24 protein-coding genes are annotated in these 26199 nt (G+C 61.5%); 12 read left to right on the plus strand and 12 right to left on the minus strand.

Features of this window, described 5'->3' with window-relative positions:
- Positions 1-50: 50 nt before the first annotated feature.
- Positions 51-1073 (minus strand): aldo/keto reductase, encoded by a 1023-nt coding sequence (locus ACYG9V_RS16270; protein WP_023669424.1) that lies wholly within the window; start codon positions 1071-1073, stop codon positions 51-53.
- A 183-nt stretch (positions 1074-1256) separates the two neighbouring features.
- Here ACYG9V_RS16270 and ACYG9V_RS16275 point away from each other — a divergent pair, with 183 nt between their 5' ends.
- Together ACYG9V_RS16275 and ACYG9V_RS16280 are read left to right on the plus strand one after the other, a co-directional pair.
- A complete protein-coding gene (locus ACYG9V_RS16275; protein WP_023821099.1) occupies positions 1257-1823 on the plus strand; it encodes an SIS domain-containing protein in 567 nt (188 codons plus the stop codon).
- A 3-nt stretch (positions 1824-1826) separates the two neighbouring features.
- On the plus strand, positions 1827-2570 hold the full coding sequence (locus ACYG9V_RS16280) for a creatininase family protein (RefSeq protein WP_023821098.1): 744 nt from the start codon (positions 1827-1829) through the stop codon (positions 2568-2570).
- A gap of 232 nt (positions 2571-2802) precedes the next feature.
- Here ACYG9V_RS16280 and ACYG9V_RS16285 read toward each other — a convergent pair whose 3' ends face one another.
- The 3 genes from ACYG9V_RS16285 to ACYG9V_RS16295 all read right to left on the minus strand — a co-directional run bounded on the left by ACYG9V_RS16285 (position 2803) and on the right by ACYG9V_RS16295 (position 6608).
- On the minus strand, positions 2803-3720 hold the full coding sequence (locus ACYG9V_RS16285; protein WP_023739336.1) for a carbohydrate ABC transporter permease: 918 nt from the start codon (positions 3718-3720) through the stop codon (positions 2803-2805).
- Positions 3721-3729: 9 nt separating this feature from the next.
- Entirely contained in the window at positions 3730-4845 is a 1116-nt protein-coding gene (locus ACYG9V_RS16290) for a carbohydrate ABC transporter permease (protein ID WP_352625287.1), read from the minus strand.
- 98 nt (positions 4846-4943) lie between these two features.
- Complete coding sequence (locus tag ACYG9V_RS16295; protein ID WP_023705031.1) at positions 4944-6608, minus strand: ABC transporter substrate-binding protein; 1665 nt, start codon at positions 6606-6608, stop codon at positions 4944-4946.
- Positions 6609-6881: 273 nt separating this feature from the next.
- Here ACYG9V_RS16295 and ACYG9V_RS16300 point away from each other — a divergent pair, with 273 nt between their 5' ends.
- The 5 genes from ACYG9V_RS16300 (at position 6882) to ACYG9V_RS16320 (ending at position 11111) form a co-directional block, all read left to right on the plus strand.
- Positions 6882-7934: an ABC transporter ATP-binding protein gene (locus tag ACYG9V_RS16300; protein ID WP_023711517.1), complete on the plus strand. Its 1053-nt coding sequence runs from the start codon at positions 6882-6884 to the stop codon at positions 7932-7934.
- A 42-nt stretch (positions 7935-7976) separates the two neighbouring features.
- Positions 7977-8429, plus strand: coding sequence for an RbsD/FucU family protein (locus tag ACYG9V_RS16305; RefSeq protein WP_023711516.1), 453 nt, complete (start codon positions 7977-7979; stop codon positions 8427-8429).
- Between the two features lie 4 nt (positions 8430-8433).
- Positions 8434-9363, plus strand: coding sequence for a ribokinase (gene rbsK / locus ACYG9V_RS16310; protein ID WP_023742815.1), 930 nt, complete (start codon positions 8434-8436; stop codon positions 9361-9363).
- A gap of 230 nt (positions 9364-9593) precedes the next feature.
- Positions 9594-10346, plus strand: coding sequence for an alpha/beta fold hydrolase (locus tag ACYG9V_RS16315; RefSeq protein WP_352639259.1), 753 nt, complete (start codon positions 9594-9596; stop codon positions 10344-10346).
- A gap of 129 nt (positions 10347-10475) precedes the next feature.
- The gene (locus ACYG9V_RS16320) at positions 10476-11111 is read left to right on the plus strand and encodes an SGNH/GDSL hydrolase family protein (protein ID WP_023715418.1); all 636 of its coding nucleotides are present in this window, start codon (positions 10476-10478) and stop codon (positions 11109-11111) included.
- A 61-nt stretch (positions 11112-11172) separates the two neighbouring features.
- On the opposite strand, the gene ACYG9V_RS16325 is transcribed toward ACYG9V_RS16320, so the two are convergent.
- Positions 11173-12186, minus strand: coding sequence for an NADP-dependent oxidoreductase (locus ACYG9V_RS16325; protein WP_352639256.1), 1014 nt, complete (start codon positions 12184-12186; stop codon positions 11173-11175).
- Between the two features lie 92 nt (positions 12187-12278).
- On the opposite strand from ACYG9V_RS16325, the gene ACYG9V_RS16330 reads away from it, so the two are divergent.
- The 5 genes from ACYG9V_RS16330 (at position 12279) to ACYG9V_RS16350 (ending at position 17293) form a co-directional block, all read left to right on the plus strand.
- Positions 12279-13211 carry a LysR family transcriptional regulator gene (locus tag ACYG9V_RS16330; RefSeq protein WP_352764294.1) on the plus strand — a complete coding sequence of 311 codons (933 nt, stop codon included), beginning with the start codon at positions 12279-12281 and terminating at the stop codon, positions 13209-13211.
- Positions 13212-13405: 194 nt separating this feature from the next.
- Positions 13406-13810 (plus strand): MAPEG family protein, encoded by a 405-nt coding sequence (locus ACYG9V_RS16335; RefSeq protein ID WP_023682292.1) that lies wholly within the window; start codon positions 13406-13408, stop codon positions 13808-13810.
- Between the two features lie 654 nt (positions 13811-14464).
- On the plus strand, positions 14465-15370 hold the full coding sequence (locus tag ACYG9V_RS16340; protein ID WP_352764213.1) for an SMP-30/gluconolactonase/LRE family protein: 906 nt from the start codon (positions 14465-14467) through the stop codon (positions 15368-15370).
- 68 nt (positions 15371-15438) lie between these two features.
- Complete coding sequence (locus ACYG9V_RS16345; RefSeq protein ID WP_352764211.1) at positions 15439-16611, plus strand: alpha-hydroxy acid oxidase; 1173 nt, start codon at positions 15439-15441, stop codon at positions 16609-16611.
- Positions 16604-17293, plus strand: coding sequence for an RraA family protein (locus ACYG9V_RS16350; RefSeq protein ID WP_023689452.1), 690 nt, complete (start codon positions 16604-16606; stop codon positions 17291-17293). Before ACYG9V_RS16345 ends, ACYG9V_RS16350 begins: the two co-directional genes overlap by 8 nt.
- A 13-nt stretch (positions 17294-17306) precedes the next feature.
- Here ACYG9V_RS16350 and ACYG9V_RS16355 read toward each other — a convergent pair whose 3' ends face one another.
- The 7 genes from ACYG9V_RS16355 to ACYG9V_RS16385 are packed head-to-tail and all read right to left on the minus strand — an operon-like array spanning position 17307 to position 25708.
- Complete coding sequence (locus tag ACYG9V_RS16355; RefSeq protein ID WP_023669440.1) at positions 17307-18260, minus strand: response regulator; 954 nt, start codon at positions 18258-18260, stop codon at positions 17307-17309.
- Between the two features lie 47 nt (positions 18261-18307).
- Positions 18308-19345 (minus strand): chemotaxis response regulator protein-glutamate methylesterase, encoded by a 1038-nt coding sequence (gene cheB / locus ACYG9V_RS16360; RefSeq protein WP_352639251.1) that lies wholly within the window; start codon positions 19343-19345, stop codon positions 18308-18310.
- Positions 19346-19367: 22 nt separating this feature from the next.
- Entirely contained in the window at positions 19368-21641 is a 2274-nt protein-coding gene (locus ACYG9V_RS16365; protein WP_460221973.1) for a hybrid sensor histidine kinase/response regulator, read from the minus strand.
- Positions 21638-22342 carry a chemotaxis protein CheW gene (locus tag ACYG9V_RS16370; protein ID WP_352764208.1) on the minus strand — a complete coding sequence of 235 codons (705 nt, stop codon included), beginning with the start codon at positions 22340-22342 and terminating at the stop codon, positions 21638-21640. Before ACYG9V_RS16370 ends, ACYG9V_RS16365 begins: the two co-directional genes overlap by 4 nt.
- Positions 22342-23583: a CheR family methyltransferase gene (locus ACYG9V_RS16375; RefSeq protein ID WP_352764206.1), complete on the minus strand. Its 1242-nt coding sequence runs from the start codon at positions 23581-23583 to the stop codon at positions 22342-22344. Before ACYG9V_RS16375 ends, ACYG9V_RS16370 begins: the two co-directional genes overlap by 1 nt.
- Positions 23580-24047 (minus strand): chemotaxis protein CheW, encoded by a 468-nt coding sequence (locus ACYG9V_RS16380; protein WP_023700505.1) that lies wholly within the window; start codon positions 24045-24047, stop codon positions 23580-23582. Before ACYG9V_RS16380 ends, ACYG9V_RS16375 begins: the two co-directional genes overlap by 4 nt.
- 23 nt (positions 24048-24070) lie before the next feature.
- On the minus strand, positions 24071-25708 hold the full coding sequence (locus ACYG9V_RS16385; protein WP_023700504.1) for a methyl-accepting chemotaxis protein: 1638 nt from the start codon (positions 25706-25708) through the stop codon (positions 24071-24073).
- Positions 25709-26199 lie beyond the last annotated feature (491 nt).

The raw sequence follows: 26199 nt of genomic DNA on the forward strand, positions 1-26199 counted from the left end.
TTTTCTTTTGCCTCGATCGCGGCAAGCCGTCAGCCCGCTGAGGCGAGCCTTCAGCCCACCGGCGCATCCGCGCGCATCAGGCCTTCCTGCTTGAGGTCCGCCCACAGCGCCGCGGGCAGCTTGGCATCGAGCAGGGCGCGGTTGCTTTCGACTTCGCTCGGCCGCTGGCCGCCGGGGATGACCGACACCACGGAGGGGTGCAGCAGCGGAAACTGCAGCGCCGCCTCGATCAGCCTGACGCCATGGCGCTGGCAGACGGCCTCGATGCGCCCGACGCGATCCATGATGTCCCTTGGCGCCTCGGAGTAATTGTAATAGGCGCCTGGCTTCGGCCCGGTCGCCAGGATGCCGGAATTGTAAGGACCGCCGAGAACGATGCCGATGCCGCGTTGCTCGCAGAGCGGCAGGAAGGTGGCAAGCGCTTCCTGTTCCAGCAGCGTGTAGCGCCCGGCCAGCAGGAACAGGTCGAAGTCGCCACGCTCCGCCAGCGTCTGGCAAACCTCCCATTCGTTGATGCCGCCGCCGAAGGCCTTGATCACGCCCTGGTCGCGCAGCGCAACCAGTCCGTTGTAGCCCGAGGCCATGAATTCCTCGATGCGCTGGTCTGACGCCTCCTTGCTGCCATGGGTGAAGATGTCGAGGTCATGGACGAAAAGGATGTCGATGCGGTCGACGCCAAGCCGTTCCAGCGACGCCTCGAACGAGCGCATGACGCCGTCATAGCTGTAGTCGTAGACCTCCTTGCGCGTCGGTGTGTCGAAGAACTTGCCGATGCCGGTTCGTTCCTCCGGCGGGCAGGCGCGCAACAGGCGACCGACCTTGCTCGACAGCACATAATCGTCGCGCTTCCTGCCGCGCAGGAAGGCATTGAGCCGTGTTTCGGCAAGGCCCAGGCCATAGAGCGGCGCGGTGTCGTAGTAACGGCAGCCGGTCGCCCACGCCGCCTCCAGCGTCGCGTTGGCATCCGCGTCGGGGACGGCGCGGTAAAGGTTGCCGAGCGGCGCGCTGCCGAAGCCAAGCTCGGTGAAGTCGAGGCCGCCATTGCCGATGCGGTCGAAATGCCGTGTCTTCATGTCGTGCTGATTTCCTGGATTGATTGTCTGACATGACACTATCACGCCGCTGGCTCAGCAAAAGCCGCCATGGCCGTTGGACAGGCATTTTCCCGATGATAGCATGAACAAAAACAAGCCTTTTCCGAAAGCGCGCAACCGGAAATCACCGGCCACAAACCCGGCCCGACAGATGGGACTCTCATGGCGAATGCCGGCTCGGATATGTTTTCGACCGCCCTGCAAGAGCTGGGCGCCGTACTGGCGCGCGTCGACGAAGCCGGCATCGACATCGCCTGCGAAACCCTGGCCCGCGCGCAAAAGATCGGCGTCTATGGCTGCGGCCGCGAAGCGTTGCAGCTCAAGGGTTTCGCCATGCGCCTCTATCACCTTGGGCTTGAGGTGTCGGTGGTCGGCGACATGAACACGCCACCGCTTGGCGCAGCCGATGTCTTCCTGGTCAGTTCCGGCCCGGGCGAGACGACGACGGTGCTCACCTTGATGCAAGTCGCCCGCCAGGCCGGCGCCACCGTGCTTTTGCTCACCGCCGAGGCAGGCAGCAGTGCGGTCGCGCTTGCCGACTTCACCTTGCTGATCCCGGCGCAGACCATGGCGCGTGACCAAGGGCCGCAAAAGACATCGCTGCTGCCGATGGGCTCGGTCTTCGAAGGGGCGCTGTTCCTGCTGTTCGAGGTCATGGTGCTGAAGCTCAAGGCGCTGACCGGCCAGTCGTCCGAGGCCATGCGCGCCCGCCACACCAACATGGAATAGATCATGCGCTACGAACTGATGCTGCCGCACCAGATCCGCAAGGCGATCGCCGAGAACTGGCCGGTCGCTCTCCCGCTCGGCGTGCTCGAATATCACGGCGAGCACATGGCCGTCGGCATGGACACGCTGGCCGTCGTCAAGACGCTGGAGCTCTACGAGAAGGAGGCCGACGTCGTCATCCTGCCGGCTTTCTACTACGGTGCGGCGAGCTATGTGGTGGCAGCACCCGAAGGCAACGGCTCGGTGCAGGTCGGCGGCAACCAGCTGGCGCCGTTCGCCGAAGAATTGTTCTACAGCCTGCTGCGCATCGGCTTTCGTAACATCAACGCCATCATCCACCACCAGACCGAGAACTTTGCCGCCGGCATGCCGACCGATCTCGCCTTCAAGGCCGCCGGCCGCCAGGCGATCTTCCGCTTCCTCGAGAAGCAGCGCGGCGAGGGCTGGTGGGGCTCAGACGAGATGGCCGATTATTATTCCGGGCACGCCGCCGGCGAGAATTTCTTCAACTGGGTGCAGGTGCACCCGCTAATGTCGGCTGCCATGAACGGGAAGTATCCGTTCGATCACGCCGGTGTTGGCGAGACATCATTGATGCTGGCACTGTGTCCGGAAGCGGTCGATGCCGGGCGTTTTGGCGAGAATACCGCGTGGTATACGGCCAGTGCGCCGGAGGCCTCGGCGGAGCTGGGGCGAAAGGGTGTGGCGATGATCATGGATCACCTGAGGGCGATATTGGGGCGCTAGCAGACAAAGTCGCTCTGTAGCGATCCTTCGCGCCCCCCTCTGTCCTGCCGGACATCTCCCCCGCAAGGGGGGAGATCAGATGTCATTTCCGCTTTCGCCAATCACCTACGTCGCAAGAAAAGCGATGCAGCCAAAGCTGCCGATCTCCCTCCTTGCGGGGGAGATGGCCGGCAGGCCAGAGGGGGGTGCTGTCCCGCCGAGGTCAACAGTAGAGGGGCACGCCGCCTCTCGCCTACTTCACCGCCCCCGCCGTCATGCCCATGATCAGATAGCGTTCAAGCGCAATCCCGATGACCGCCAGCGGTGCGATCGCGGCGGTGGCAAGCGCCGCCATCGACCACCAGTTGATGCCTTGCGAGCCGGTCTGGCTCGCCACCATCACCGGAATGGTCTTGGCGTCGGTCGACGTCAGGAGTGCCGCAAAAAAGTACTCGTTCCAGCACAGCACCATCGCCAGGATGAAGGCGGCGACCATGCCCGGCAGCGCAATCGGCATGACGATGCGGAAAAAGGCGCCCCAGATCGACAGGCCGTCGACCAGCGCTGCCTCCTCCAGTTCGACAGGGATCGAATTGAACTGGTCGCGCATGATCCAGATGACGATCGGCAGCACCATGAGCGTGTAGAGCAGGATCAGGCCGATGCGTGTGTCGAGCAGGCCGACCTCGCGGTAGAGCACCAGGAAGGGCAGGGCGAGCACCACCGGCGGCAGGATCAGCTGCGACAGGAAGAAGAAGGAGATGTCCTCGTTCTTGAACCAGGCGAACTGATAGCGGTACCGGGTCAGCCCATAGGCGGCGAGGCTGCCGATGACGATGGCGAGGCTCGATGCGCCGACCGAGGTGATGACCGAATTCATGAAGCGCTTGAAAAACTCCTCCCGCACCGTCGAGGTCTGGAAGATCGAATCCGGCGACAGGCCGAGCGAGCGCCAGCCCTTCCAGTCCGGTTGGAAGTCGACGAACGGGATGAGGTGTCCTTGCGTGACGTCGACCGCAGTCTTGAACGAGGTGGTGATCGTCCAGTAGATCGGGAACAGGCAGATGAAGGCCCAGAACGCCAGCGCGCCATAGATGAAGATGCGATTGGCCAGAAAACCTAGCGGTGAGCGGATTTCCGAGGCAGTATAGTCGGTGGTCTGGACGCTCATTGTGCCTCGTCAGTTCACGTTGCGCACGAAGCGATTGGCCAATTTCAACAGCCAGGTCACGAACACGACGATGATGACGAGATAGGCCATCGCCAGCATGGTGCCGTAGCCGACATTCGAGCGGTCGCGGTATTCGCGGTAGATGAAGCTCGACACCGAATCCGTGGCGCCGCCAGGCCCGCCGGAGGTCACGGTGATGATGATGTCGGCAAGCTTCAGCTTGAAGATGATGCGCAGGATCACCGCCGTCACCGACACCGGCAGCATCAGCGGGAAGGTGACCTGCCAAAAAGTCTGCCATGGCGTGGCGCCGTCGACGCGCGCTGCCTCCAGCACGTCGCGCGACATCGCCTGCAGGCCGGCAAGCAGCATGATCATCATGAACGGGATGAAGGTCCAGGCGTCGAGCACCATGATCGAGATGCGGGCGGTGATCGGGTTGGAGAAGAAGGCGGGGTTCTCCCAGCCGAGATGGCGCGCCAGCGTCGCCGCCGGCCCGAAACGGTATTCCATCAGCGATTTGCCGATCATCCAGGATACCGCGACCGGCGACAGCATCAGCGGCATCAGGAAGACGACTCGGAAGAATTTGCGCGCCCGGATCTGCGCGTTGAGCAGCAGCGCCAGGCCGAAAGCGATGACATATTCGACCAGCACGGCGAGCACATAAAGCACCATGTTGAACAGCGCGTTGCGGTAGTAGGGATCGGCCAGCATCTGCCAGAAATTGTCGAGCCCGTTGAACTTGCGGCCGGAAAAGGACGACAGGTTCCAGTCGGTCAGCGCGATATAGAAGCCGAACAGCGTCGGGAAGATCACCATGGCGATGGTGAACAGCAGCGCCGGCAGCAGGAACAGCGCGCGCTGGCCGTCCTCGCCGCGCGTCAGCACCTGGCCGATGCCGAGCGCCACGCCCCACAGAACATAGGCGTAGACGATCGGACGCCAGGTCTCGAAGCCGAGCGTGGTGATCTCGTTCTTGTAGAGGATCTCAAACGCGATCACCGCCAGCAGGCCAAGCGTGGCGGCCGCCATCAGGGCAAAACCCGCCCGCTTGCGGGCCGGCGAGATCAGATCGGCTGGGCCGGCGTTGGCCGGCCATGCATTGGTGGTCTGGTCTGCCACGCGTCCCCGTCCGTTTAAAAAATCAAGCCTGCGACCGGCCCGAGCCGGTCAGGTCCGGCGGCTTGCACCGCCGGACCTGTTGTCACGATAGGATCAGCCTACACGCCGAGCGAGGCCTTGTAGAGCTTGATCTGGTTTTCGCGGCCGATCTGGTCGGTCAGCTTCTCCCAGGCCGCGGCAATGGCGTCGGCGCCTTCCTGCGCCTTCATCTTGCCGGCGAATGTGTTGGCCAGAATGTCCTCGGCAGCCGAATAATACTGGAAGATGCCGGGGATGCGCGGCTCGATCGCCGCGTTCGGATGGTTGTAGCTGTCGGCTTCCGACTTCAGATACGAGGTGATGAACGCCTCGTCGTAGCCTGCCGCCACCCATTCGGGAATGTCGAAATGCGAGTTGCGGTAGGGCTGGAAGCCGGACGGATACATCGCCGTCCAGATCGACAGGTCCTTGCCGCCGAGATGAGCGGCGGCCGACCATGCCGCTTTTTTCTTCTTTTCGTCCGTATCGACGCGGGCCATGACGTAGACGCCCCAGCCGAGATAGGCGCAGTTCGGCGCATAGTTCGGGCCGCTGGCGAGTTTGTCCCAAGCGCCGGTCTTGGCATTGTAGACGTCGTCGGACCCCGGCAGGATCGAGAAGCCGGTGACGTCGCCGATGACCGAGCTATCGTTGGTCTTGACGTTGGAGCCGACGTCGCCCCACCAGGTGACCATCGAACCGGTGCCGGCCAGGAACTGCTGGAAGGCTGTCGTGTTCGGGTCGGCGTTGATCTGGTCGGCGGGCTCCGACGGCAGCGCGTCGATGACGTCCTGGATGGCGCGCACCCAGGCCGGATTGTTGATGCGCGGCTTCATCGTGTCGGCATCGAACAGCCAGGCCTTGTCGTCGGGATGCTTGGCATAGGCGGTGGCGCGGCTGCCGAGGAAGTAGAAGCCGAAACCGCCCCAGGCCTTGGGCGCATCGAGATAGCCGAAGACGTCCTGGTCCTTGAACTTCTTGCCCTTGAGGAATTTTGTGACGGCCTGGACTTCCTGCCAGGTCTTCGGCACACCCCATTCGGTGGTCGCGCCGCCGTCCTTCCACGCCTTGGCGAGGTCGGCATCGGCAAAAACGTCGGTGCGGTAATTGAAGTTGTGCGCATCGCCATCGACGGTGATCCGGTACTGCTTGCCGTCCCAGGTGCCGACCGGCGGCTGCAGATAGGCCACGACATCCTTCATGTCGATCTGCTCTTTGACCCAGTCGGGCATCTCGGACGTCAGGCCCTTGCCGCAGACATCGCCTTCGAAGGGCGCGCCCATCTCGATGATGTCGAAGTCGACGGTGCCGGTTGCGATCGACTGCTGCAGGCGGGCATTGTAGTCGGCCTGCGCCAGGTCGATCCAGCTGATCTTGGCGCCGGTATAGGCCTCCCACGGCTTCAGGAAGCCGCGGAACAGCACATTGTGCAGGTTCTGGTTGTTGAGGCCCATGAAGGTGAGCTCGACGCCGGCGAATTCGCCTTCCTTGACGTTGGCCTTGGTGGCTTCCAGGCAGAGTTCGCCGACCTTCTGGAAATCGGCATCCGTCGGCTGACCCTTGCCGACGCCGGGGATCTGAAGAATTTTGGAGCGTAGCTCGCTGGCGGCTTCAGCCGGGCGGGTGAAAGCGCCGAGCCCAGCGCCCGATGCGGCGGCGATCGCGGCCATCGAGGCCGCGCCCTTGAGTATGTCACGCCGGGTGGCACCCGCGCGGACGAGTTTTTCGTACAGACCGACTCTCATCTATTCCTCCCAGAACAACAGTCGTGAATTAAAATGCCAATCCCTCCGACGCCGAAACGTCGGCGGTTCTCCTTTATCATACGGGGACGTGGGACCCCACCCTGCGTCGCCTGGAGCTCCGATTTTCGGATAAAAATCCGACTGCCGGATTGGCAACAGCTAATATTTGCGTAATCGATTACCTTGTCAACACGAATGGCTTTTTATCGATAACATACCGACTTGCCCTTGCCGTTGGCAATGGCTAGCTTCACCGCGAGAAAAGGGGGGACGATGGCTCAAGTCGCGATCAGCAATGTGGCCAAGGCGTTCGGAACCGTCAAGGTCCTGCACGAGGTCAGCGTCGATATCGCCGATGGCCAGTTCGTGGTGTTGGTCGGCCCGTCGGGCTGCGGCAAGTCCACGCTGCTCAGGATGGTGGCCGGGCTGGAGACCGTCTCCGGCGGCACGATCGCCATTGGCGAGCGCATCGTCAACAATCTGCCGCCGGCCAAGCGCGACATCGCCATGGTGTTCCAGAACTACGCGCTCTATCCGCACAAGACGGTGGAGCAGAACATGGCGTTTGCGCTGAAGCTGCGCAAGACCGATCCAGCCGTGGTCGCCGAGCGGGTCAAGCGCGCCGCCGACATTCTCGACCTCAATCCGTACCTGAAACGTTATCCGCGCCAGCTATCCGGCGGCCAGCGCCAGCGCGTCGCCATGGGCCGCGCCATCGTGCGCAATCCGCAGGTCTTCCTGTTCGACGAGCCGCTCTCCAATCTCGACGCCAAGCTGCGCGTGCAGATGCGCACCGAGATCAAGGAACTGCACCAGCGGCTGAAGACCACCACCATCTACGTCACCCACGACCAGATCGAGGCCATGACCATGGCCGACAAGATCGTCGTCATGCGCGATGGCCGTATCGAGCAGGTCGGCGCGCCATTGGAATTGTTCGACCGGCCGGCCAATCTGTTTGTCGCCGGCTTCATCGGCTCGCCGTCGATGAACCTGCTCAAGGGCGTGGTGCGCAAGGGCGACAAGGTCGAGATAGCGGGCACGCTGTTCCCGATCGCGGCCGGCAGCGCCGCCAAGGAGGGCCAGGCCGTGGTCTATGGCGTGCGGCCCGAGCATCTCGAAATCCATGCCGACGGCGTGCCGGCAAAGATCTCGGTGGTCGAGCCGACCGGTTCCGAAACGCTGGTCTTCGTGCGTTTCGGCGAGGGCGAGATGGTGGCGCTGTTTCGCGAGCGCCACGACTTCAAGCCCGGCGACACGCTCAATCTCAAGCCGCGCCTCGACCAGGTCCATCTCTTCGACGCCGAGACCGGCAACCGGCTCTGATTTCCAATCGACTTTGACCAAACCTGTTTGACGAGGACTGCCATGCTCAAAGGGATCAACCCATTGCTCAATGCCGATGTGCTCCAGGCGCTCAGGGCAATGGGACACGGCGACGATCTGGTCATCGCCGACACCAATTTCCCCGCCGATTCGGTGGCAAAGCAGACCGTGCTCGGCAAGCTGCTGCACATCGACGCCTCGGCGGCCGATGTGGTCAAGGCGGTGCTGTCGCTCTATCCGCTGGACACTTTCGTCGACGATGCGGCCGCGCGCATGGAGATCGTCGGCAAGCCGGACGAGATCCCGCCGGTGCAAAAAGAGGTGCAGAAGGAGATCGACAAGGCGGAAGGCAAGGCCTGGCCGATGATCTCGGTCGAGCGCTATGCCTTCTACGAGCGCGCCAAGAAAGCCTATTGCGTCATCCAGACCGGCGAGCGCCGCTTCTATGGCTGCTTCGCCTTTCGCAAGGGCGTCGTGCCGCCGGACGCCGAGTAGGGCCATGGCGTCGGGCAAACCTGTCGTCATTCTGGGCGTTTTCGTCGCCGACACCGCCTACCGCGCCGATCGACAGCCGCGCATGGGTGAAACCATTCTTGGTAATTCCTTCAAGCTGGGACCGGGCGGCAAGGGCTCGAACCAGGCGGTGGCGGCAGGCAAGCTCGGCGCGGACGTCACCTTCCTGACCCGGCTTGGCGTCGATGCTTTCGCCGACATGGCCAAGGCGACCTGGGCAGAGGCGAGCGTCAAATCCGCCGTCATCGAGACGCCGCAAAGCTATACCGGCGCGGCCTATATCTTCATCGAGGAGACAACCGGCAACAACGCCATCATCGTCAGCCCGGGTGCGGCGATGCTGATCTCGCCTGAAGACATCGAGGCCAACGCCGGCCTGATCGGCGGCGCCGGCGTCTTCGTCACCCAGCTCGAGCAGCCGATCGACGCGGCACTGCGCGCACTCGAAATCGCGCGCGGTGCAGGGGTGACCACCATCCTCAATCCGGCGCCGGCGGCCAAGCTGCCGGACCGCATCTATACGCTTTGCGACTATGTCACCCCCAACGAGACCGAGGCCGAAGAGCTGACCGGCATCAAGGTTTCTTCGATCGACGAGGCTCGCCGCGCCGCCGACAGCCTGCTCAAAAAGGGCGTCGGCTCGGTCATCATCACGCTCGGCGAAAAAGGCGCGCTGCTGCACACGGCCGCTCGGTCCGACCATGTTCCCGTGGTCAGTGCCGGTCCGGTGGTCGAAACCACCGGCGCGGGCGATGCCTTCAATGGCGGCCTGGCCGCCGCACTCGCCAAAGGCGTGGAGCCGCTGCAAGCCGTCCGCTTCGCCTGCGCCGTCGCCGGCATTTCGGTGACAAGGCCGGGTACGGCGCCATCCATGCCGACGTTGCAGGAGGTCGAGGCGCTGCTGGCCAAGGGGTGACGTCGTTGCGGGAGAGACCGAATTCAGATCCGACCGGATCTGAATTCCCACATGCAAGACCATGATTTTAGACGATTATGTCACATTTCTCCTGAGGAGAAATGGCGCGAGTGACGGGGCTCGAACCCGCGACCTCCGGCGTGACAGGCCGGCGAAAACGCCTGATTAATCAACGAATGGTTTCAATTCCTCACGCTCTCGAATTTGCGGGAAAAGCGCGAAATTGAAACTTGCTTATCAGAACTCGGCGCCTCTGGAGACGGCAGATCGATGCGCTCGCTTCCGCCGGATTCCGGGTCATCGTTCCCGACCAGCGGGGCTACAACACCAGTGACAAGCCGAAAGCCATCCGTGAATACACGCTCCCCAAGCTCGTCGGCGATGTCGTTGCCATCGCCGACGCGCTCGGCATCGGAAGGTTTCACCTCGTCGGTCATGACTGGGGCGGTATCGTCGCCTGGGCGGCAGGCGCAAAGCTGCCGCACCGTCTGGAAAGGCTCGTCATCCTGAACGCGCCCCATCCCGAGGTGCTGCTTGCCCATTCCTTGCGATCTCCGACCCAGTTCCTGCGGAGCAGCTATGCGGCCTTCTTCCAGTTCCCCTTGCTGCCGGAGGCTGTTCTGGGAGCAGGGCACTCGGCTCTGCTGGCACGGGCGCTCATCAAATCCAGCCGAACAGATGCCTTCACGGCGGAGGAAATCGCAGAGTATCGGCAGGCCTGGGGACGGCCGGGGGCGCTGACCGGCATGCTCAACTGGTATCGGGCGCTGCGCTTCCGCCCAAGCCTGAAGCAGCGGATCACGACACCGACCCTTGTACTGTGGGGGATGCAGGACCAAGCTCTGGAATATGGCCTGGCCGAGCGCAGTCTGGCCCTTTGCAACGATCGGGGCCTGCAGACGTTCGAGAAGGCGACGCATTGGGTACAGCGCGAAGAGGCCAGCGCGGTGAATGCCGCGCTTCTGGCGTTCCTGGACGGCTGAGATGCCGTTCCGTTCTGCAGGTGGCCTGACTCGCCGTGATCTCCTGACCGTGCTCGCTGCCGCGGTCACAACCCACCACCTTACCTCCTCTGCTGATGCAGCATTGCAGAGGCCTCAACGGAGCATCCGATGCCACACGTCGTCCTTCTCGGGGATTCGATCTTTGACAACGCTGCCTATGTCGCGCACGGGCCCGACGTAGTGCGGCAGCTGCGGGAGCGCTTGCCGGAGGGGTGGCGTGCAACGCTAAACGCCGTCGACGGCGCCGTCACAAGCGGCGTCGAGCGGCAGCTTGAACGGCTCCCCCAGGATGCTAGCCATCTTGTCGTCAGCGTCGGTGGCAATGATGCTCTTCGTCATGCAGGGATTCTGGAGCAGGGGGCCTGTTCGGTGGCCGAGGTTCTGGACAGGATCAGCGATATCCGGGAGGAATTCGAGCACGACTACTGTACGATGCTCGAGGGGGCGCTGGGCCAAAACCTACCCACCGCTGTCTGCACGATCTACGAGGCGCGCTTTCCCGACCCACAGCGTCGTAGACTTGCCGCAACTGCCCTGACGGTCCTCAACGACGTCATCACCCGGGCGGCGTTCACGCGCGGTTTGCCGCTCGTCGACCTGCGCTTGGTATCGAATGAGGACGCGGACTTCGCCAATCCTATCGAACCGTCAGTGCAAGGCGGCGCGAAGATCGCGGCAGCCATCGCGGCACTTGTAGTCGAGCACGATTTAGCCGGACGTCGGTCGGTGGTCTTCGTCGGCTAAACGGCGTAATCCCGCCCGATCGTCTGCACTCCCGATGGTCGATCGGACTGAAAGCAACAATTCAGACGGCCAGCACGATCTTGCCTTGAATACTGCCGTCGGCGGCGCGCTCATGTGCGCGCGATGTCTCGGCCAGCGGGAATGTGCTGTCGATGACGACACGCACAAGGCCGTCGTCGAGCAGGCGGGCGGCTTTTGCCAACTGCGCGCCATTGGATCGAACCTGTGTGGATGAGACCGTGATCCCCAGCCTCTCTGTCTCTTCGTGACCAGCGAAGCCCAGCGGGTTGACCAGGAACAGCGCGGCGCCCGGCTTCAGAACCTGGAAGAAGCGCTCCATGTCCGCGCCGCCCACCGCGTCGAGGACAAGGTCGACGTCTCGGACGACATCTTCCGCCCCGGTCGTCTTGTAGTCGATGAACTGATCCACGCCGAGACCGCGCATCAGCGCCTCGTTCTTCGCCGATGCCACGGCGATGACGCGAGCGCCCCGCCATTTCGCCAACTGGACGGCCAGATGCCCGACACCGCCTCCGGCACCATTGATGAGCACCGTCTTGCCGTCGAGGGGCACCGGCTCATGCGGTAAGGGCTGGAACGGATTCGGCTCGTCGTGGCCAAGTTCGATCAAGAACTGCCATGCCGTCAGAAGCGACATCGGCGCACCAGCCGCATGAATATGGTCGATGCCGGCTGGTTTCAACGCAACATGCGATGCCGGCACACTGACATAATGCGCGTAGGCATTGCTACCCGTCATCAAGTTATCGGGGAAGCGAACCATTGCGTAGACCTCGTCACCGATGCTGAACTCAGCGACGTCAGCGCCAACCGCTTCAATGACGCCCGACACGTCCGTGCCGAGAATCAGTGGGAAGGACGCGTTGGGTCGCCATTCTGGCGGCAGTGCGCGATAGCCATCCCGCAGATACCAGTCGGGCGGATTAAGCCCGGCCGCCTGGACTCGGACAAGCACCTCGCCGGGCTTCACACCCGGCCTAGGCGCGTCTTCGTACACCAGCATCTCGGGACCACCGAATGCGTGCAGACGGACTGCCTTCATCTTATCGCTCATTGGTGAAATCTCCGCTCATCCATGTCATTGGAGCGAATCTAGCGGCATGTCCGCGGGTTGATAATCGGTGCCGATGGCGGTTAAGTAATGCCATGGCGGAACATATCACTTTGGATCGGCTCACTGGCATCATCGCCTTCGCGCGTGCGGGATCGCTGGGCAACTACACGGCAGCGGCGCGCGCGCTGTCGATTTCCCCGTCGGCGGTCAGCAAGAGCGTCCAGCGGCTCGAGCGGCATTTAGGAGTGTCGCTGTTTACCCGTACAACGCGCTCGCTCACCTTCACGCCCGAAGGGCGCGACCTGCATGAGCGCGCGCTGCGTCTGCTACGCGAGGCGGAGGAAATAGAGCAGGCGGCAAAGACCGCGCGCTCCGAACCATCGGGCACGTTGCGCGTGGCCGCGTCGCTGCCGATCGGACTGCATCTGATCGCTCCGGCTTTACCGGCTTTCCGTCGGCTCCATCCGAACCTGATCGTCGATCTCAGGCTGGGTGACCAGATGGTGGACATGATCGAGGAAGGGATCGATGTCGCCATACGCATCGGTGATCTGGCTGACACCCGGCTACTATCACGCAAGCTCGCACCCCATCGGCTTTGCTGCTTCGCCTCGCCAGCCTATCTCGAGGAACGCGGCACACCGACCCATCCCGATCACCTGGAAGGGCACGACACCGTCAACCTTCGATATCAGAGCACAGGCCAGGCCTTTCGCTGGCCCTTCCGGATTGGCGACCGTGAAATCGAGATCGTGCCCAATTCCGGTGTGGTCGCCGATGCCAGCGATGCCGTGCTCATCATGCTGGCAGCCGGCGGTGGGATAGGCATAGGCGCCTCCTTCATGGCGGCTCCCTATGTGAAGCGCGGCGAACTGGTCCCAGTGCTGTCCACGTTCGCGGTCGAGCGAAACAATGTCACCGTGCTCTGGCCGGCAAGCCGACGCGCCAACCCCGCCGTGCGCGCCTTTCTGACCATGCTCGACGCCGCTTTCACTCTGCGAATGGCAGCTTCAAGCATCGACTGATCTGGCGCGGAAGGGTCGCTAAAGGGCGAAAGCGGTCAATCCTGCTGATTGGCTGAACGGCAGCTATTCCGGGCACAACGTCCAAAAGCTGCTATTCCGTTTCGGCCCCACTACAGGCCGCCCCTCCTCGTCGAATAGCATTAGACTAGTTGATCGGCTACAACGACCTAGAGTGCTAGCAACGGGGAGGGCACATGTCGGCGAGTGCTTACGCATTGACTGGCTTCATCTCGTGGGCCCTGGCCCTGCTGATCGTGATGGAAGTTATCCGGAGCTACCTGGTGATCTCTGGGCAAGTCCCGGCAAACGGCTTTACGCCAGATAACGGAGCCCTCTCCCCGTTTATGCGGAGGTTAGCCCGTGCCCACGCCAACTGCATTGAAGGGCTTCCAATCTTCGGAGGTCTGCTCGGAGTCGCGATCATCATTTCAAAGACAGATGTCACGGATCCCTTGGCCTCCACGATGTTAGGCGCACGTATAGTGCAGTCGGTGATCCACCTCGTCTCAACCAGCCAACTCGCGGTCAGTCTCAGGTTCACCGCGTTCGCTGTGCAAATGGTGATTGGTGCTTATTGGTGCTGGTTGCTGTTGATCTGAAGAGTGGCGGAGCCCCGACGCAAAAGTGGGCCACCTCGATTCCGGGAGCCTTGGCAAACCCACTCCGGATCGTGACCCGAAAGACTGTCCCTTTTGACAGGCGAGCGAACCGCAAAACTGGCAGTGGCAAAACCGCCGTTGAGGCATGATATTGCTGTTGGATTTTGGGGCTACTCCCCAGCTTCGGAGAAGGATCGGCGTTCAGAGAGCAATTTGCACGCCTGGGCGCTGCGGCGCTCCCCAGCTTTTGGCCACACGCACGCCCTGCAAACGCTCGGCTCCAGAGCGCCTGGCAGCGGAGCAGAGAATTGTTGGACTTTGTGAGTGTTAGAGGGAGAGGAACTGAGATTCAACCTTCTCCACCTGCACTTGTTCCTTGCACGCTGGCCTCAGCAGCACCTAATCCTGCCACGCAACCTGGAGGAGCAAGCCAGTGCTACCGAGCTGTGTAGACACCGATCGGCTCGCGCTGTAGCCATAGGCCTCCGCCCGTCGGGGTTCACCGGCGTCGGGGTGGGGGCCGGCCTAGGGGGGCCCAGCAACGCGCACGTCAGCCTGGCTATCTTTCGAGTCGCCGGGTCCGGTGACCGCCAGATCGTCAGGCTGGATTATACCCGACAAATCTTGATAGGCTGCCGTTCTGGGGGTCGCACGATGAACGAGGTTGAAAAGCTGGCCGTCGAGGTTGTCGCGACCGGCCTTGGCTGGCCCGAGGGCCCGACGGTGCTGCCCGGTGGCCGAATTGTCATCGTCGAAAGCTATCGCAGCCAGCTGACGGCCATAGATCGCGACGGAAGTGCTCGCCAGTTCGCGTATGTTGCAGGAGCGCCCAACGCCTGCGTTCTCGGATCGGATGACCTGCTCTATGTCTGCCAGAACGGCGGCACGACAGGACCTTGGCGGGCCGCGGAGATGACGACACCGTCCATCCAGCGGGTTGCCGAAGGCGGAAAGCCGGAAATCCTGCTGACCGAAGTTGCAGGCATCCGGCTCAATGGTCCAAACGATCTCGTATTTGCTGCTGATGGCCGGCTTATCTTCAGCGATCCCGGCACATACAACCCGGGGAACCCGGACCCCAGCTACATCTTCGCCGTCAACCCCGATGGCAGTGCGTACCTTGCTCTCGGTTTCGACGAGCCGACGTTCCCCAATGGTGTGGCGATCGAAGCCGACGGCTCGATCATTTGGGGAGAGTCCTATACGGGGCGCGTTAAGCGGCAGCGTCCGGATGGTTGCGTCGAAGACCTTGGCCGCTTGCCTGGGGTCAATCCGATCCCGGACGGGCTGAAGGTCGGTGCGGACGGCCGCCTTTACGTAACGGATATTGCCGCCAACGGCATTCATGTGCTCAGGCCGGACGGAACAGCGGAAGGTTTCTTCGTCTGCGGCAAGGCAACGACCAACTGCGTCTTCTTGGGCGAGACGCTTTGGGTGACAAATGCCGGCGTGCTGGCGACCGGCAGCGATCCATCCTTTGAGGGAACAGTCTCCCGCGTGCGTGTTCCGGGAGGCGGTGGACCGACGCATCATGGTCGCATCGGCGGAAAGCAACCGTGAGTAGCTCCTCGTCAGCCTCAAACACAGGCGATGACCGCGGCGCCGGCGGTGCGGCATCGTCTGCTTCGATGGCGGCGTTGAAGCGCCTGTACAGCGTGGCCGCGGTCCGCGTCGCCGCGCGGCGGACTTTGCCACGCCCGGTGTTCGACTTCGCCGATGGCGGTGCCGAGGATGAGCGAACGCTGCGCCGGAACGAGCAGGCTTTCAGTGAGGTTGCCATTCTGCCGCGACCACTCAACGGTGCAACGACGCGAGACCTTTCCCTTGACCTCTTCGGCGCGAAACTTGCCATCCCGCTGGGCATCGCGCCAACCGGCCTGGCTGGGCTGTTCTGGCCCGACGGCGAGCGCGCAGCCGCCCGAGCCGCAGCGGCCGCAGGGACATTCTACTGCGCCAGCCACGGATCCGTCTGCACGCTGGAGGACATAGCAGCCACTGGAAGTAGCCCACGGTGGATGCAGGTGTTCGTCTACACCGATCGCGGCTTCACCCGAGAAATGGTGGATCGGGCGCGTGCCTCAAGCTACGACGCGCTGGTGCTCACCATCGACAACCAGATGCTTGGCAACCGTGAACGCGACATCCGCAACGGTTTTGCCATCCCGCCGCGCTTCGGTGTGGCCGGAACCCTCGCGACCGCCACCAAGGCGGCGTGGCTTCTTCGTATGCGCACCCGACTCCCGAAACTGACCTTCGGCAACTACGCGCGCCCCGGAGATACGGCGACGGTCGGTGCATTGGCGGGCCGGATGGCCGCAATGCTCGATCCCGGACTCTCCTGGGCCGATGTCGACTGGCTGCGCACTGTCTGGTCCGGACCGTTGTTGCTGAAAGGCGTCCTGCATCCCAGCGAAGCCGCCGAGGCTGTAGCCCGAGGAATCGACGGCATCATCGTATCCAATCATGGGGGACGTCAGCTTGACGGCGCCGCCGCATCCCTGGACGCGTTGACGGCAGTTGTCGCGGCTGTCGCCGGCCGCGTACCGGTGCTTATCGACGGAGGCATCAGGCGAGGCTCTGACGTCGTCAAGGCCCTGGCGCTCGGCGCCTCGTGCTGTCTGATCGGGCGGCCGCAGTTGTGGGGGCTCGCGGTCGCCGGCGAGGAGGGGGTACGCCACGTGCTCGAACTCTACCGCAAGGAAATCGACCGCGTCTTGGGACTGATGGGCGCGCGGAGCCTGCGCGACCTCGGGCCGGACTGTATTTCGTTCGTTCAGGGAATGGGGCCGCTACATGATTGAAGACCCACCACTGCTCACCATCAAGCGCCGTTTCGAACGGCCCGCAGCAGAAATCATCAGTGCTTTTGCGGGCGTGCCGGTTAGCCAGGTCGTAGACGCGATGGGGGGACGCGGCGCCTTGCATTATGCGATCAAGCCACTGTCGCCAGCTACTGCGACGATGGTCGGCGTCGCCGTGACCTGTCACTGCGGTCCCGCCGACAACCTCGCCCTGTTTGGAGCACTGGATGCCGCAGCAAGTGGCGATGTCATCGTCGCGGCCACCGACAGCTTTGCCGGTACGGCGGTAACTGGCGATCTCGTGCTCGGCATGGCGCGCAACAAGGGGGTCGCCGGCTTCATCACTGACGGCCTCGTGCGCGACGTTGTCGGGATCGAGGCGGTCGGGTTGCCGGTTTACTGTGCCGGGATCATTGCGAACTCGCCTGCGCGCAATGGTCCAGGCACGGTCGGATTCCCGGTGGTGGTGGGAGGAGTGACTATCTCGCCGGGAGACATACTGGTCGGCGACCGCGACGGTCTCGCCGTGGTGCCTCGCCTGGAGGCTGAGACGGTGCTGGCCCGGCTCTCCGCCATCAGGGCGGCTGAGAAAACTCTTGATGGCCTGGTGCGGCAAGGTCTCGAGATGCCCGACTTCGCCAAGGTCGTCCTCAAATCGAACAGGGCGCGCTTCGTTGACTGAGATGTGAGCTTCTCTAGCTGCGGGACATATGAAGCGCAACACGATTTCGTCCTTCCGATTTGGCACGAAACAGAGCCAAATCGGCGGCATTGACGAAATCGTTTGGCGTCTCGTTCTCGGTGGGCACCGCTGTTGCGACGCCGACGCTGATGGTCACGCGATCCGGGCCGTGGGGTATGTTCAACTCTCGCACGCTCTGGACGAGCCGCTCGGCGATCGCACTGGATTGTTCCAGTATGGTGTCGACCAGCACGATGACGAACTCTTCGCCTCCGTACCGCGCAGCGAGATCGGTGGAGCGGCCGGAACCGCTCTGGATTACGCGGGCGATTTGCTTGAGCACATCGTCGCCGGCCATATGGCCATAGGTATCGTTGTATCGTTTGAAGTTATCGGCATCGATCATCAACAGCGACAGTGGGGACTGTGCGCGAAAAGCGCGTTTCCATTCAGCCGCCAGATATTCGTCAAAATAGCGCCTGTTACCGAGACCTGTCAGGCCATCGATCCGCGTCAGACGTTCAAGCTCTAGATTTGCACTGATCAGCTGTCGCTGGCTTTCCCTCAGCGCTCGGTGTGCCGAGTCTCGCTGGACGTGATCCAGATAGGCCCGCGTGTGATATCGAATGCGTGCAATCAACTCGATACGATCCGGCAGTTTGACGAGATAGTCGTTCGCGCCCGCAGCGAAGGCTTCGCCCTTGGTGGCTGGATCTTCCTTGCTCGACAGCACAATGACTGGAACCGCGCGTGTCGACGCATGCTTCCTGTATTCTCGCACCAGATGTAGCCCATCCACCCCGGGCATGACGAGATCCTGCAGGATAACGGTTGGCTTTACCTCATCCGCGACCGTCATCGCTCTCAACGGGTCGGTGCAGAAGTGTAAGGATATATCGGGCTCGTTGGCTAGAGCGCGCCTGACCGCCTCGCAAACCATGATCTGATCATCGATGAGCAGAACCATGGATGAATAGTTATCTGCGAGTGGCGGGACCAACTCTGGTTCTTGCGTCATCGGAACGGGCCTTTCACGTGGAGGCGCTCGCAGGCTTCGATTATACGTGAGCCGATCGCACCCAAAGGAAGAATATCAACAGCCGCGCCGATGTCGGCCGCGGCCTTCGGCATGCCATAGACGGCACTGGTTGCTCTATCCTGCGCGATTGTGAGATGTCCCTTGTCACGGAGCTGTCTCAGCCCGCGCGCACCATCCCTGCCCATGCCTGTGAGCAGAACACCAATCACCGAGCCAGGCCACCATTGCGCCGCACTTTCGAAGAACACATCTACCGACGGCCGATAAACATTGTCCTTGGGGCTGGGCGTATAGCCAAGTTGCTGAGCTGACTTGAAAACCAGATGATCCGCAGAACTGGCAACGAGAACGGTGCCCGCTTGAGGGCTATCCCTTTCCCCCGCCGGACGGATCGGGAGTCGCGTATGCTGCCCTAGCCAATCAACAAGGCCTGGAACGAACTGAGCATCGAGATGCTGGACGAGCACAATCGCGCCGCCAAAATCAACGGGAAACGCGCTCAGGACTGCGGCAACGGCAGCCGGCCCGCCCGCAGAGGCGCCGATTGCTATCAGGCGTCGAGTTGACGGCTCAGCCGCACGTGACATCCGCCTTTTTGCCTGGGTAGGCGCATCACCGATCAACTTGCCTATCGTTCGTATCTTGTTCGTCAAAAGCCGGGCGGATTGCGAGGACGCGTTGCCTTCGATGCCCACCGACGGAATATCGACTGCGTCAAGCGCGCCATGACCCATTGCTTCGTAGACGCCGGCGAGGTTGGCTTCGATACTGGCGGTCACCAGCAAGATTGAGCACGGGGTTTCCGCCATGATTCTGCGCGTCGCTTCCACGCCGTCCATCTCTGGCATCGCTAGATCCATGAGTATCAGATCCGGCAGATCACGTCTGCAGACCTCGACCGCCTCACGCCCATTGGTCGCGATCCACGCGACCTGATGTTCGCCGGTCGACAGGACCAGTCGACGCAGAAGTTCAACCGCCATCGGCATGTCGTTGACTACGCCGATTCTCATTCGCTGGCTTCCAATCTCGATCTCATTCAGCCGCCTCGCCAATCATGTCCACGACGGCATGGATCAGCGCCTCGTCCTGAAAACTACTCTTAGTCAGATAATAGTCCGCACCTGCGTCGAGCCCGCGCGCGCGATCTTCTTCCCGATCCTTGTATGAAACGATCATAATGGGTGTGTTCTTGAGATCAGCGTCCTTTCTGATCAAACTCACCAGCTCGATGCCATCCATGCGAGGCATGTCGATGTCGGTGACGACGAGATCGAAAGGACCAGACCGGACGGCATTCCACCCGTCCATGCCGTCTACCGCCACTTCGACCTCATAACCGTAATTGCCGAGCATCTTGCGCTGGAGTTCGCGAACCGTCAGTGAATCGTCAATCACGAGCACGCGCTTGCGCCTGCTCGCTTCGGGACCGCCCGCGGCGCGCCGAAGAGCTCGAAATCCGCTGGACGATGCAAGCTTTTCCACCGATCGGATCAGATCGTCGACGTCGAAGATCAGAACAGGCGAACCGTCTTCCATCAGGGCCGCTGCGCTGATGTCCTTGATCTTGGCAAACCGTGGATCGAGAGGTCTGATCACTAACTCGCGTTCCCCGAGAAAACGGTCAACGATCAGGCCGTACGCATCGCCCCGACCCGCATCCACGACGACGACCGATAGTTCGTTCGGTTCCGATCCGGGCTCACCTCGATCGAGCACCTCGCGAGCGGTGACCAGCCCGATCTGTCGATCGTTCAATCGAAAATGCGGCCGGCCCTGCAGGACGTTGATCTCCGTCCGCTGCAGTTTCAAAGTCTTGGAAATGGCAGCGAGTGGAAAAGCATAGGGCTCTCCATCGACATCGACGAGCAGCGTGCGCAGGACCGACAGTGTCAGCGGCAATTGCAGTTGAAATCGGGTTCCGTGGCCAAATTCTGAGGAGACGCTTGCGACTCCCCGGACTTCCTTCGTCATGGCTTGCACTGCATCGAGCCCCACACCGCGACCTGAGACGTCGGTAAGGCCCGCTTTCATGGAAAAGCCTGGCAGAAACAGAAACGCGAGCAATTCGCTTTCGCTGAGTGTTTCAGCACTTTCCCTGGTTGCAAGTTGCCGGGCGACGACGGTCCCGCGCAGCTTCGAGAGCTCTATCCCCCTGCCGTCGTCCACCACGGCTATCTGCAGCAGCCCGGCATTGTGCCTCGCTTCGAGCCTGATGAGCCCCTCTTCGGGTTTGCCCATCGCGAGGCGCTCCTCAGGCGGTTCAAGCCCATGGTCTACAGCGTTGCGCAGAAGGTGCCCCAAAGGGGCATCGAGCTGCTCGAGGATATCGCGGTCGATGCCGGTCGAGCCGCCTACGATCTCCAGTCGCACCCGCTTGCCAAGGGTACGACCGAGGTCGCGGATCATTCTCGCATAGTGTCGCACGCCGTCCTCAAAAGGCCGCATCCGGCTCGCCAACGTTTCGTCGTACAATCTGTTGGCAAGATCGGTCGCTTTCCGATCCACTGAATCCAACTCATCGAAACGCTCCGCCAGGAACGCTTGGCTCAACCGAAGCTTTCGCTGCGCTTCAGCCAGCGCCTCCACCACCGCCGCATCGTTTGAAACCGGCGGCAGCACTGCATGAAGATTGTCGAACGCACTTGCGAGGTCCGATTGAAGTCGCTTCAGCCGTAGCAGCCCGTCAGCGAATGGCCTGAGCCGCCGAGCTTCCATCAGCGACTCGCCAGCCAGCCCGAGCAATCGGTTCAGGCTGTCTGCCGTCACCCGAACCATTCTATCAGAGCCGATGCTGCCGTGGGCTTGCGGTACCGCCCCAACGAGGAGGTTCGCTGAAGAGGTCGTCGCCAGTTGCTCCTGGGCATGATCTGGAGTTGCGAAATCAGCTGCAAAATCTTGGGGCCCGGGCTTTGCCTGGGGGAGGGACAACCCCTCGAACTTCGAGAGAAAGGTTTCGACTTCTGAGTTGGCGCTCTCGCTCGATGATCCCGATGCGATCAATTTCAAAAGGTCAGAACCTTGCAGAAGCGCATCTATATGCTCCCGTCGCACCCTCAGATGCCCGCGTTGCGCTGCGACCAGGCAGTCTTCCATCGCATTTGCAACTTTGACTGCGGGCATCAGGTCGATGATGCGGGCAGCTCCTTTCAGAGAATGCGCGGCACGCATGCATGCTTCCAGGGCGTCGGCGGCGATAGGATCGCGTTCGAGTGCCAGAAGTCCAGAGGTTAGAGCCCGTGACTGCGTCTCCAGTTCGGCCTGGAAGAGGCTGAGCATCGAAACCTGGCTGAAGTCTTCATCTGTCATGCGATGCTCCGATCCAGCATCGTGAGCAGTTGTCGTGGATCGAGACAGCCAACGGCTCGTCCTTGCCATGGCAGCACGGCAACCGTAGCGGCAGACAGTGCCTTCCCAATCATGGCCGGAACAGCGAGAGTGTCGCGTTCCTGGTACCGATGTAAGCCGTGGATCTCATCAACCATAAAAGCAACCCGCTTGTCGCGCTCGCCTACCACGACAAGGCGGCGAAATACCTTGGTTCGTGTGCCTTGTTCCCCTTCCTTGCGCTCGTCTATCCCGAGCAATTCGGCCAGGGAAAGGCAAATGAGCAATTCACCACGGACATTCGCAATGCCGAGCAGTGCACTGTTCCTGCGATGTGGAAGTGAATGAACGCGACGAGATTCAGCCACTTCATGAAAAATACCGACTGGAAGTGCCAGCCATTCCTCCCCCAAACGGAAGAGAACGGCCGTCTGCAGCGCGTCGTTGTCTGCCGAATCGATCCCTACACGACCAGCGTTGTCAGGCCATCCGTCGCGAGATGCCGAGGGAGCTGCACGGTCGAGGAGGCGTCGTGCGATCTTCTTGTAGGTCGGGCAATTCCGGCAGTGGAGATGCTGCTCTAGTAGCGGACATGACTTGTCACCCCGTACGCCTATTTGCCGCCAGCAGTCGTTGATTTCGATCTGCTCCACCGGCTGAGCGATCCTTGTCGAAGCCGCCATCAACTGCCGCTCCTTTTCTGGACCCGACCCAGCCGGCCGGCCAGCGCCTCGGCGCCGTTATGGTCGCCTTGCTTGCTAAGCAGCAAGGCCAGATGGACAAGAGCTTCTCGATGATTTGGCGCGAGATAGAGCGCCTTGCGATAACTTTGCGCGGCTTCGGGTGCAGAACCATCCGCATCCTGGACGAGGCCTAGCAGGTAGAAGATTTCTGCGGAAGGACCGAACTCCCTGAGATGCGCCAGGGCGACCTCCTGTGCCTCCTTTACGCGTCCTGCATTGGCGATCCGTTCAACCGCGATGAGGCTTTCCGAGGCGTGTGCAAGCGGCTTGGCCGGAGCCTGCCCGCGGCCTTCATTGCCAATTGTCGGTCGGAACGGACGAAGAGGCTCGCTCTTGTTGACCTTAGGGCTTAGCGTCCGCACCGGGACGGCGGCCGAAACTTTCGGCGCCGTGGTCTTGACGGGCTCCGATTTCAGAAAGGCGAAGGCCAATGGCCATTGAGCGGAAATAAAGCCATGCACCCTTGGAAGAGCTGCTTCCGCCGGACCGACCAGAAGAAGTCCGTCTTTGGCCAGCAGGTCCTTCAGGCAGATCAATGCGCGATCCTGCAGCTCTCGATTGAAATAGATCAGCAAATTGCGGCAAAGCAGGATGTCATAGACCTCTTGCCCGAAAGGCGCGTGAGAACCGAACAGGTTTCCTACCATGAACCGAACCTGTTTCAGCACCCCAGCAACAGGCCGCAACCCGCCCTCGGTCGCTTCGAAATAGCGATCCTTGAATTCGAGATGGCTGCCGCGAAACGAATTGCGGCCATAGATGGCGCGTTCAGCCGTCGCGATATTGCGGCTGCTGACGTCCACGCCATCGATCTTGAACTCATGCGCCTCAAAGCCGGCATCGAACATGGCCATGGCGACCGAGTAAGCCTCTTCGCCGGTTGAACATGGCAGGCTCAGGATTCTTATCGGCTGAGCAGGCTTGTGCGCGCGCGCATGCCGCGCCAGCATCGTGAACGCTTCTCGGTCGCGAAAGAACCAGGTCTCTGGGATCACCACCGCATTGATCAGCTCCTGCAGCTCCTGCGAGGAACCGGCCAAGTGTTGCCTATAGGCCTGAGGGTTGGTTATCCGGCATGCTTCCATCCGTTCTCTGACCGCCTGACGAACCACTGTCGGACCAACGCTGGCACTGTCCAGTCCAATGGTTTCCGTCAGGAGCTTTTCTATTGCTCCGGTCATTGATCACCTATTGCCGCCTGGCGGAGCAAAGCGGTACGAATCTCTTCCGAAAGCAGCGCTTCCACTTTGACCCACTGAATGATCTCCAAACCATCGGAAGCCACCGGCCCAAGATAGGGCGGGGTTCCTGGTTCCAGTCCGAACGGCGCGAAATCGGCCGGGTCTCGCTCGATCGTATCCGTCACCCGTTCCGCGATCAGCCCCAGCAGGCGTCGCTCGCCATCATCCGCCGGATAGCGCGTCACAACGATCCGGGTGCTCAATAGGCGCTCCGATGGTCGGCCAAGCGCAAGAAGGGTGACATCGATCAGGGGGATGGGTATTCCGTTATAGCTGACCAAACCCACCACACCAGTTGGCGCACCCGGAAGAACTTTCACGTCGATATAGGGCAGCACCTCTTCAATTTTGTGGACATCGATCAAGTAGCGATCCGGACCCATGCTGAAGGCGAGGAATAGCATTGTCACCTCCTACTGCCGGCTCGCTATGCTCGTAGCTTGAACCTCGATATGCTACTTCGCATGCCGCCTGAGACTTGATTGAGCTCGTCGATCGCGAGCGTCGATTGCTGAAGGGACTCGACTGTTTGCTGAGCTGCCTCGCTTAGCTGGGTTAGCGTGTCGCTGATCTGCCCCGCGCCGGTCGCCTGTGCTTGCATGCCTTCATTGGCGACTTCGAAACGTGGCACCAGCCCCTGAACCTGCTGAATGATCTCGAAGAGTTGCCCGCCGACCTGCTGGATGTCCTGCATACCCCGACGGACCTGCTCGGAAAACTTGTCCATGCCCATCACCCCGGCCGCGACTGCCGACTGGATGTCCTTGACCATTTGCTCGATATCGTAGGTGGAGACAGCTGTCTGGTCCGCGAGCCTTCGGATTTCCGTCGCCACCACTGCAAAACCCCGGCCATATTGGCCTGCCTTCTCCGCCTCGATGGAAGCGTTGAGCGACAACAGGTTCGTCTGATCGGCCACTTTGGTGATGGTCGTCACCACCTGATTGATGCTGCCGGCTTTCTCGCTCAGGATCGCCAGTTTGGAATTGATCGCGCCAGCCGCTTCCATGACCTGCTGCATGGTTTCTTCCATACGGGTCAGCCCCGCTTGCCCCCCGCCAGCCACGGCAGCGGTTTGTTCGGCAACTGTGGAGACCTCGTTCATCGTGCGGACCAGTTCGTTTGATGTGGCGGAGATTTCCTTGGCTGTCGCTCGGATTTCTGTTGTGGTCGCTGCGATTTCAGTCGCAGTTGCCTGCTGTTGCTTGGAGGTGGCGGCGATCTCAGTTATCGACGTGCCGACCTGTATGCTGGACCTTTGAACCTGACCAATGAGGGTTGTGAGATCGTCCGCCATTGCGTTGAAGCCGTCGGCAAGCACGCTGAATTCGTCTCGGCGCCTCAGATCGAGCCGTTCACTGAAGTCGCCTTGCCGCATCAATTGAACCGCGTCGACCAAACGGGTGAGCGGACCTGTAATGGCGCGAAACAGCTGGTAACCCAAAAGAAGGGCTAGCCCGAGGGCTATCAACAACCCAACGCTCAAACCGACTTCGGCCGTTCTGACGATCGAGCTGATCCGCTGCGTCGCGCTGTTTGCCTCGCCTCTGTGATCCTCAACCATGGCCTGCAGAGCGGACTGCAATTTTACAAAGATCGGCTCTACTTCGTTCTTGATAGCTGGGCTTTCATTGGGAGTTTCACCTTTCGACAAGGCAGCCCGGCTTGTTTCCAGCACAGCAGTTTCAGCCAGACGGAATTCGTTGGCGAGTTGTTTGACGGCTGCATAATTCTGCTTGTCGATATCGGAGACGATCGTTGCCTCATAGTCGTCCATCGACCGCTGCACCTGGTTGCGATTGGTCGTGATCGCGTTTTCAACCGTGCTTCTGTCTGACGGGTTGTCCTGAAGGGCATATTCCTGAAGCAGACTATGGGCCGCCATCTGGCCCGTCATGATCTCGGTACTGTGATAAAGGTCCGGAAGGATGCCCTTCTCGACCTCAGTCGCCTCCTCCCCCGCCTGAAGAAACCAGGCGTACGCGATGAGGGCTATCACGGACATGACCACCAGAACGGCTGCGAAACTGACGAGGATGCGGTGGCGTATTGTCAGACTCTTCATGGAACCGGTTCACCAATGGGGGGCGTCGTGGGCTGCGCGACAAGCGCTCGTTCCGACATATTCGAAAAGGTGTGTCGAAAAGCGGTAGTCTGATGCTGAATGGTTTCTTTTCCGTTCCATCGCTAATGATAGCGAGGCGCTCGCCAATCGGCGCCGCCAGAAGCTGTGGTCAAAGGACGACTGCCGTCCACGCACATCAGCCCGACATCGGCTGGGTGGCACGCCGCGTCAGGAGGAGCGTGGATGAGCTGCTTGAGGCCACGAATTGAATGACTGCTTAGGCCAGGTCGAGGTAAGAAAGCCGACGTCCTGCTTGCTGCCCCTAAGCTGCCAGGCGGGAACGCGCCTCATATCAGCCGTCCAGCATGATCGTCGCTACTGAAAGCGGAATCGCCGAAACCAGATGTCGCAAACTGGCCAACGCGTAGATTGGCGTCGAGTGCGGGTTCGGCATTTGCAGGTGACGATAACTAAATGGCAAGCGCCCCCGC

Source organism: Mesorhizobium sp. W016 (assembly GCF_054719485.1).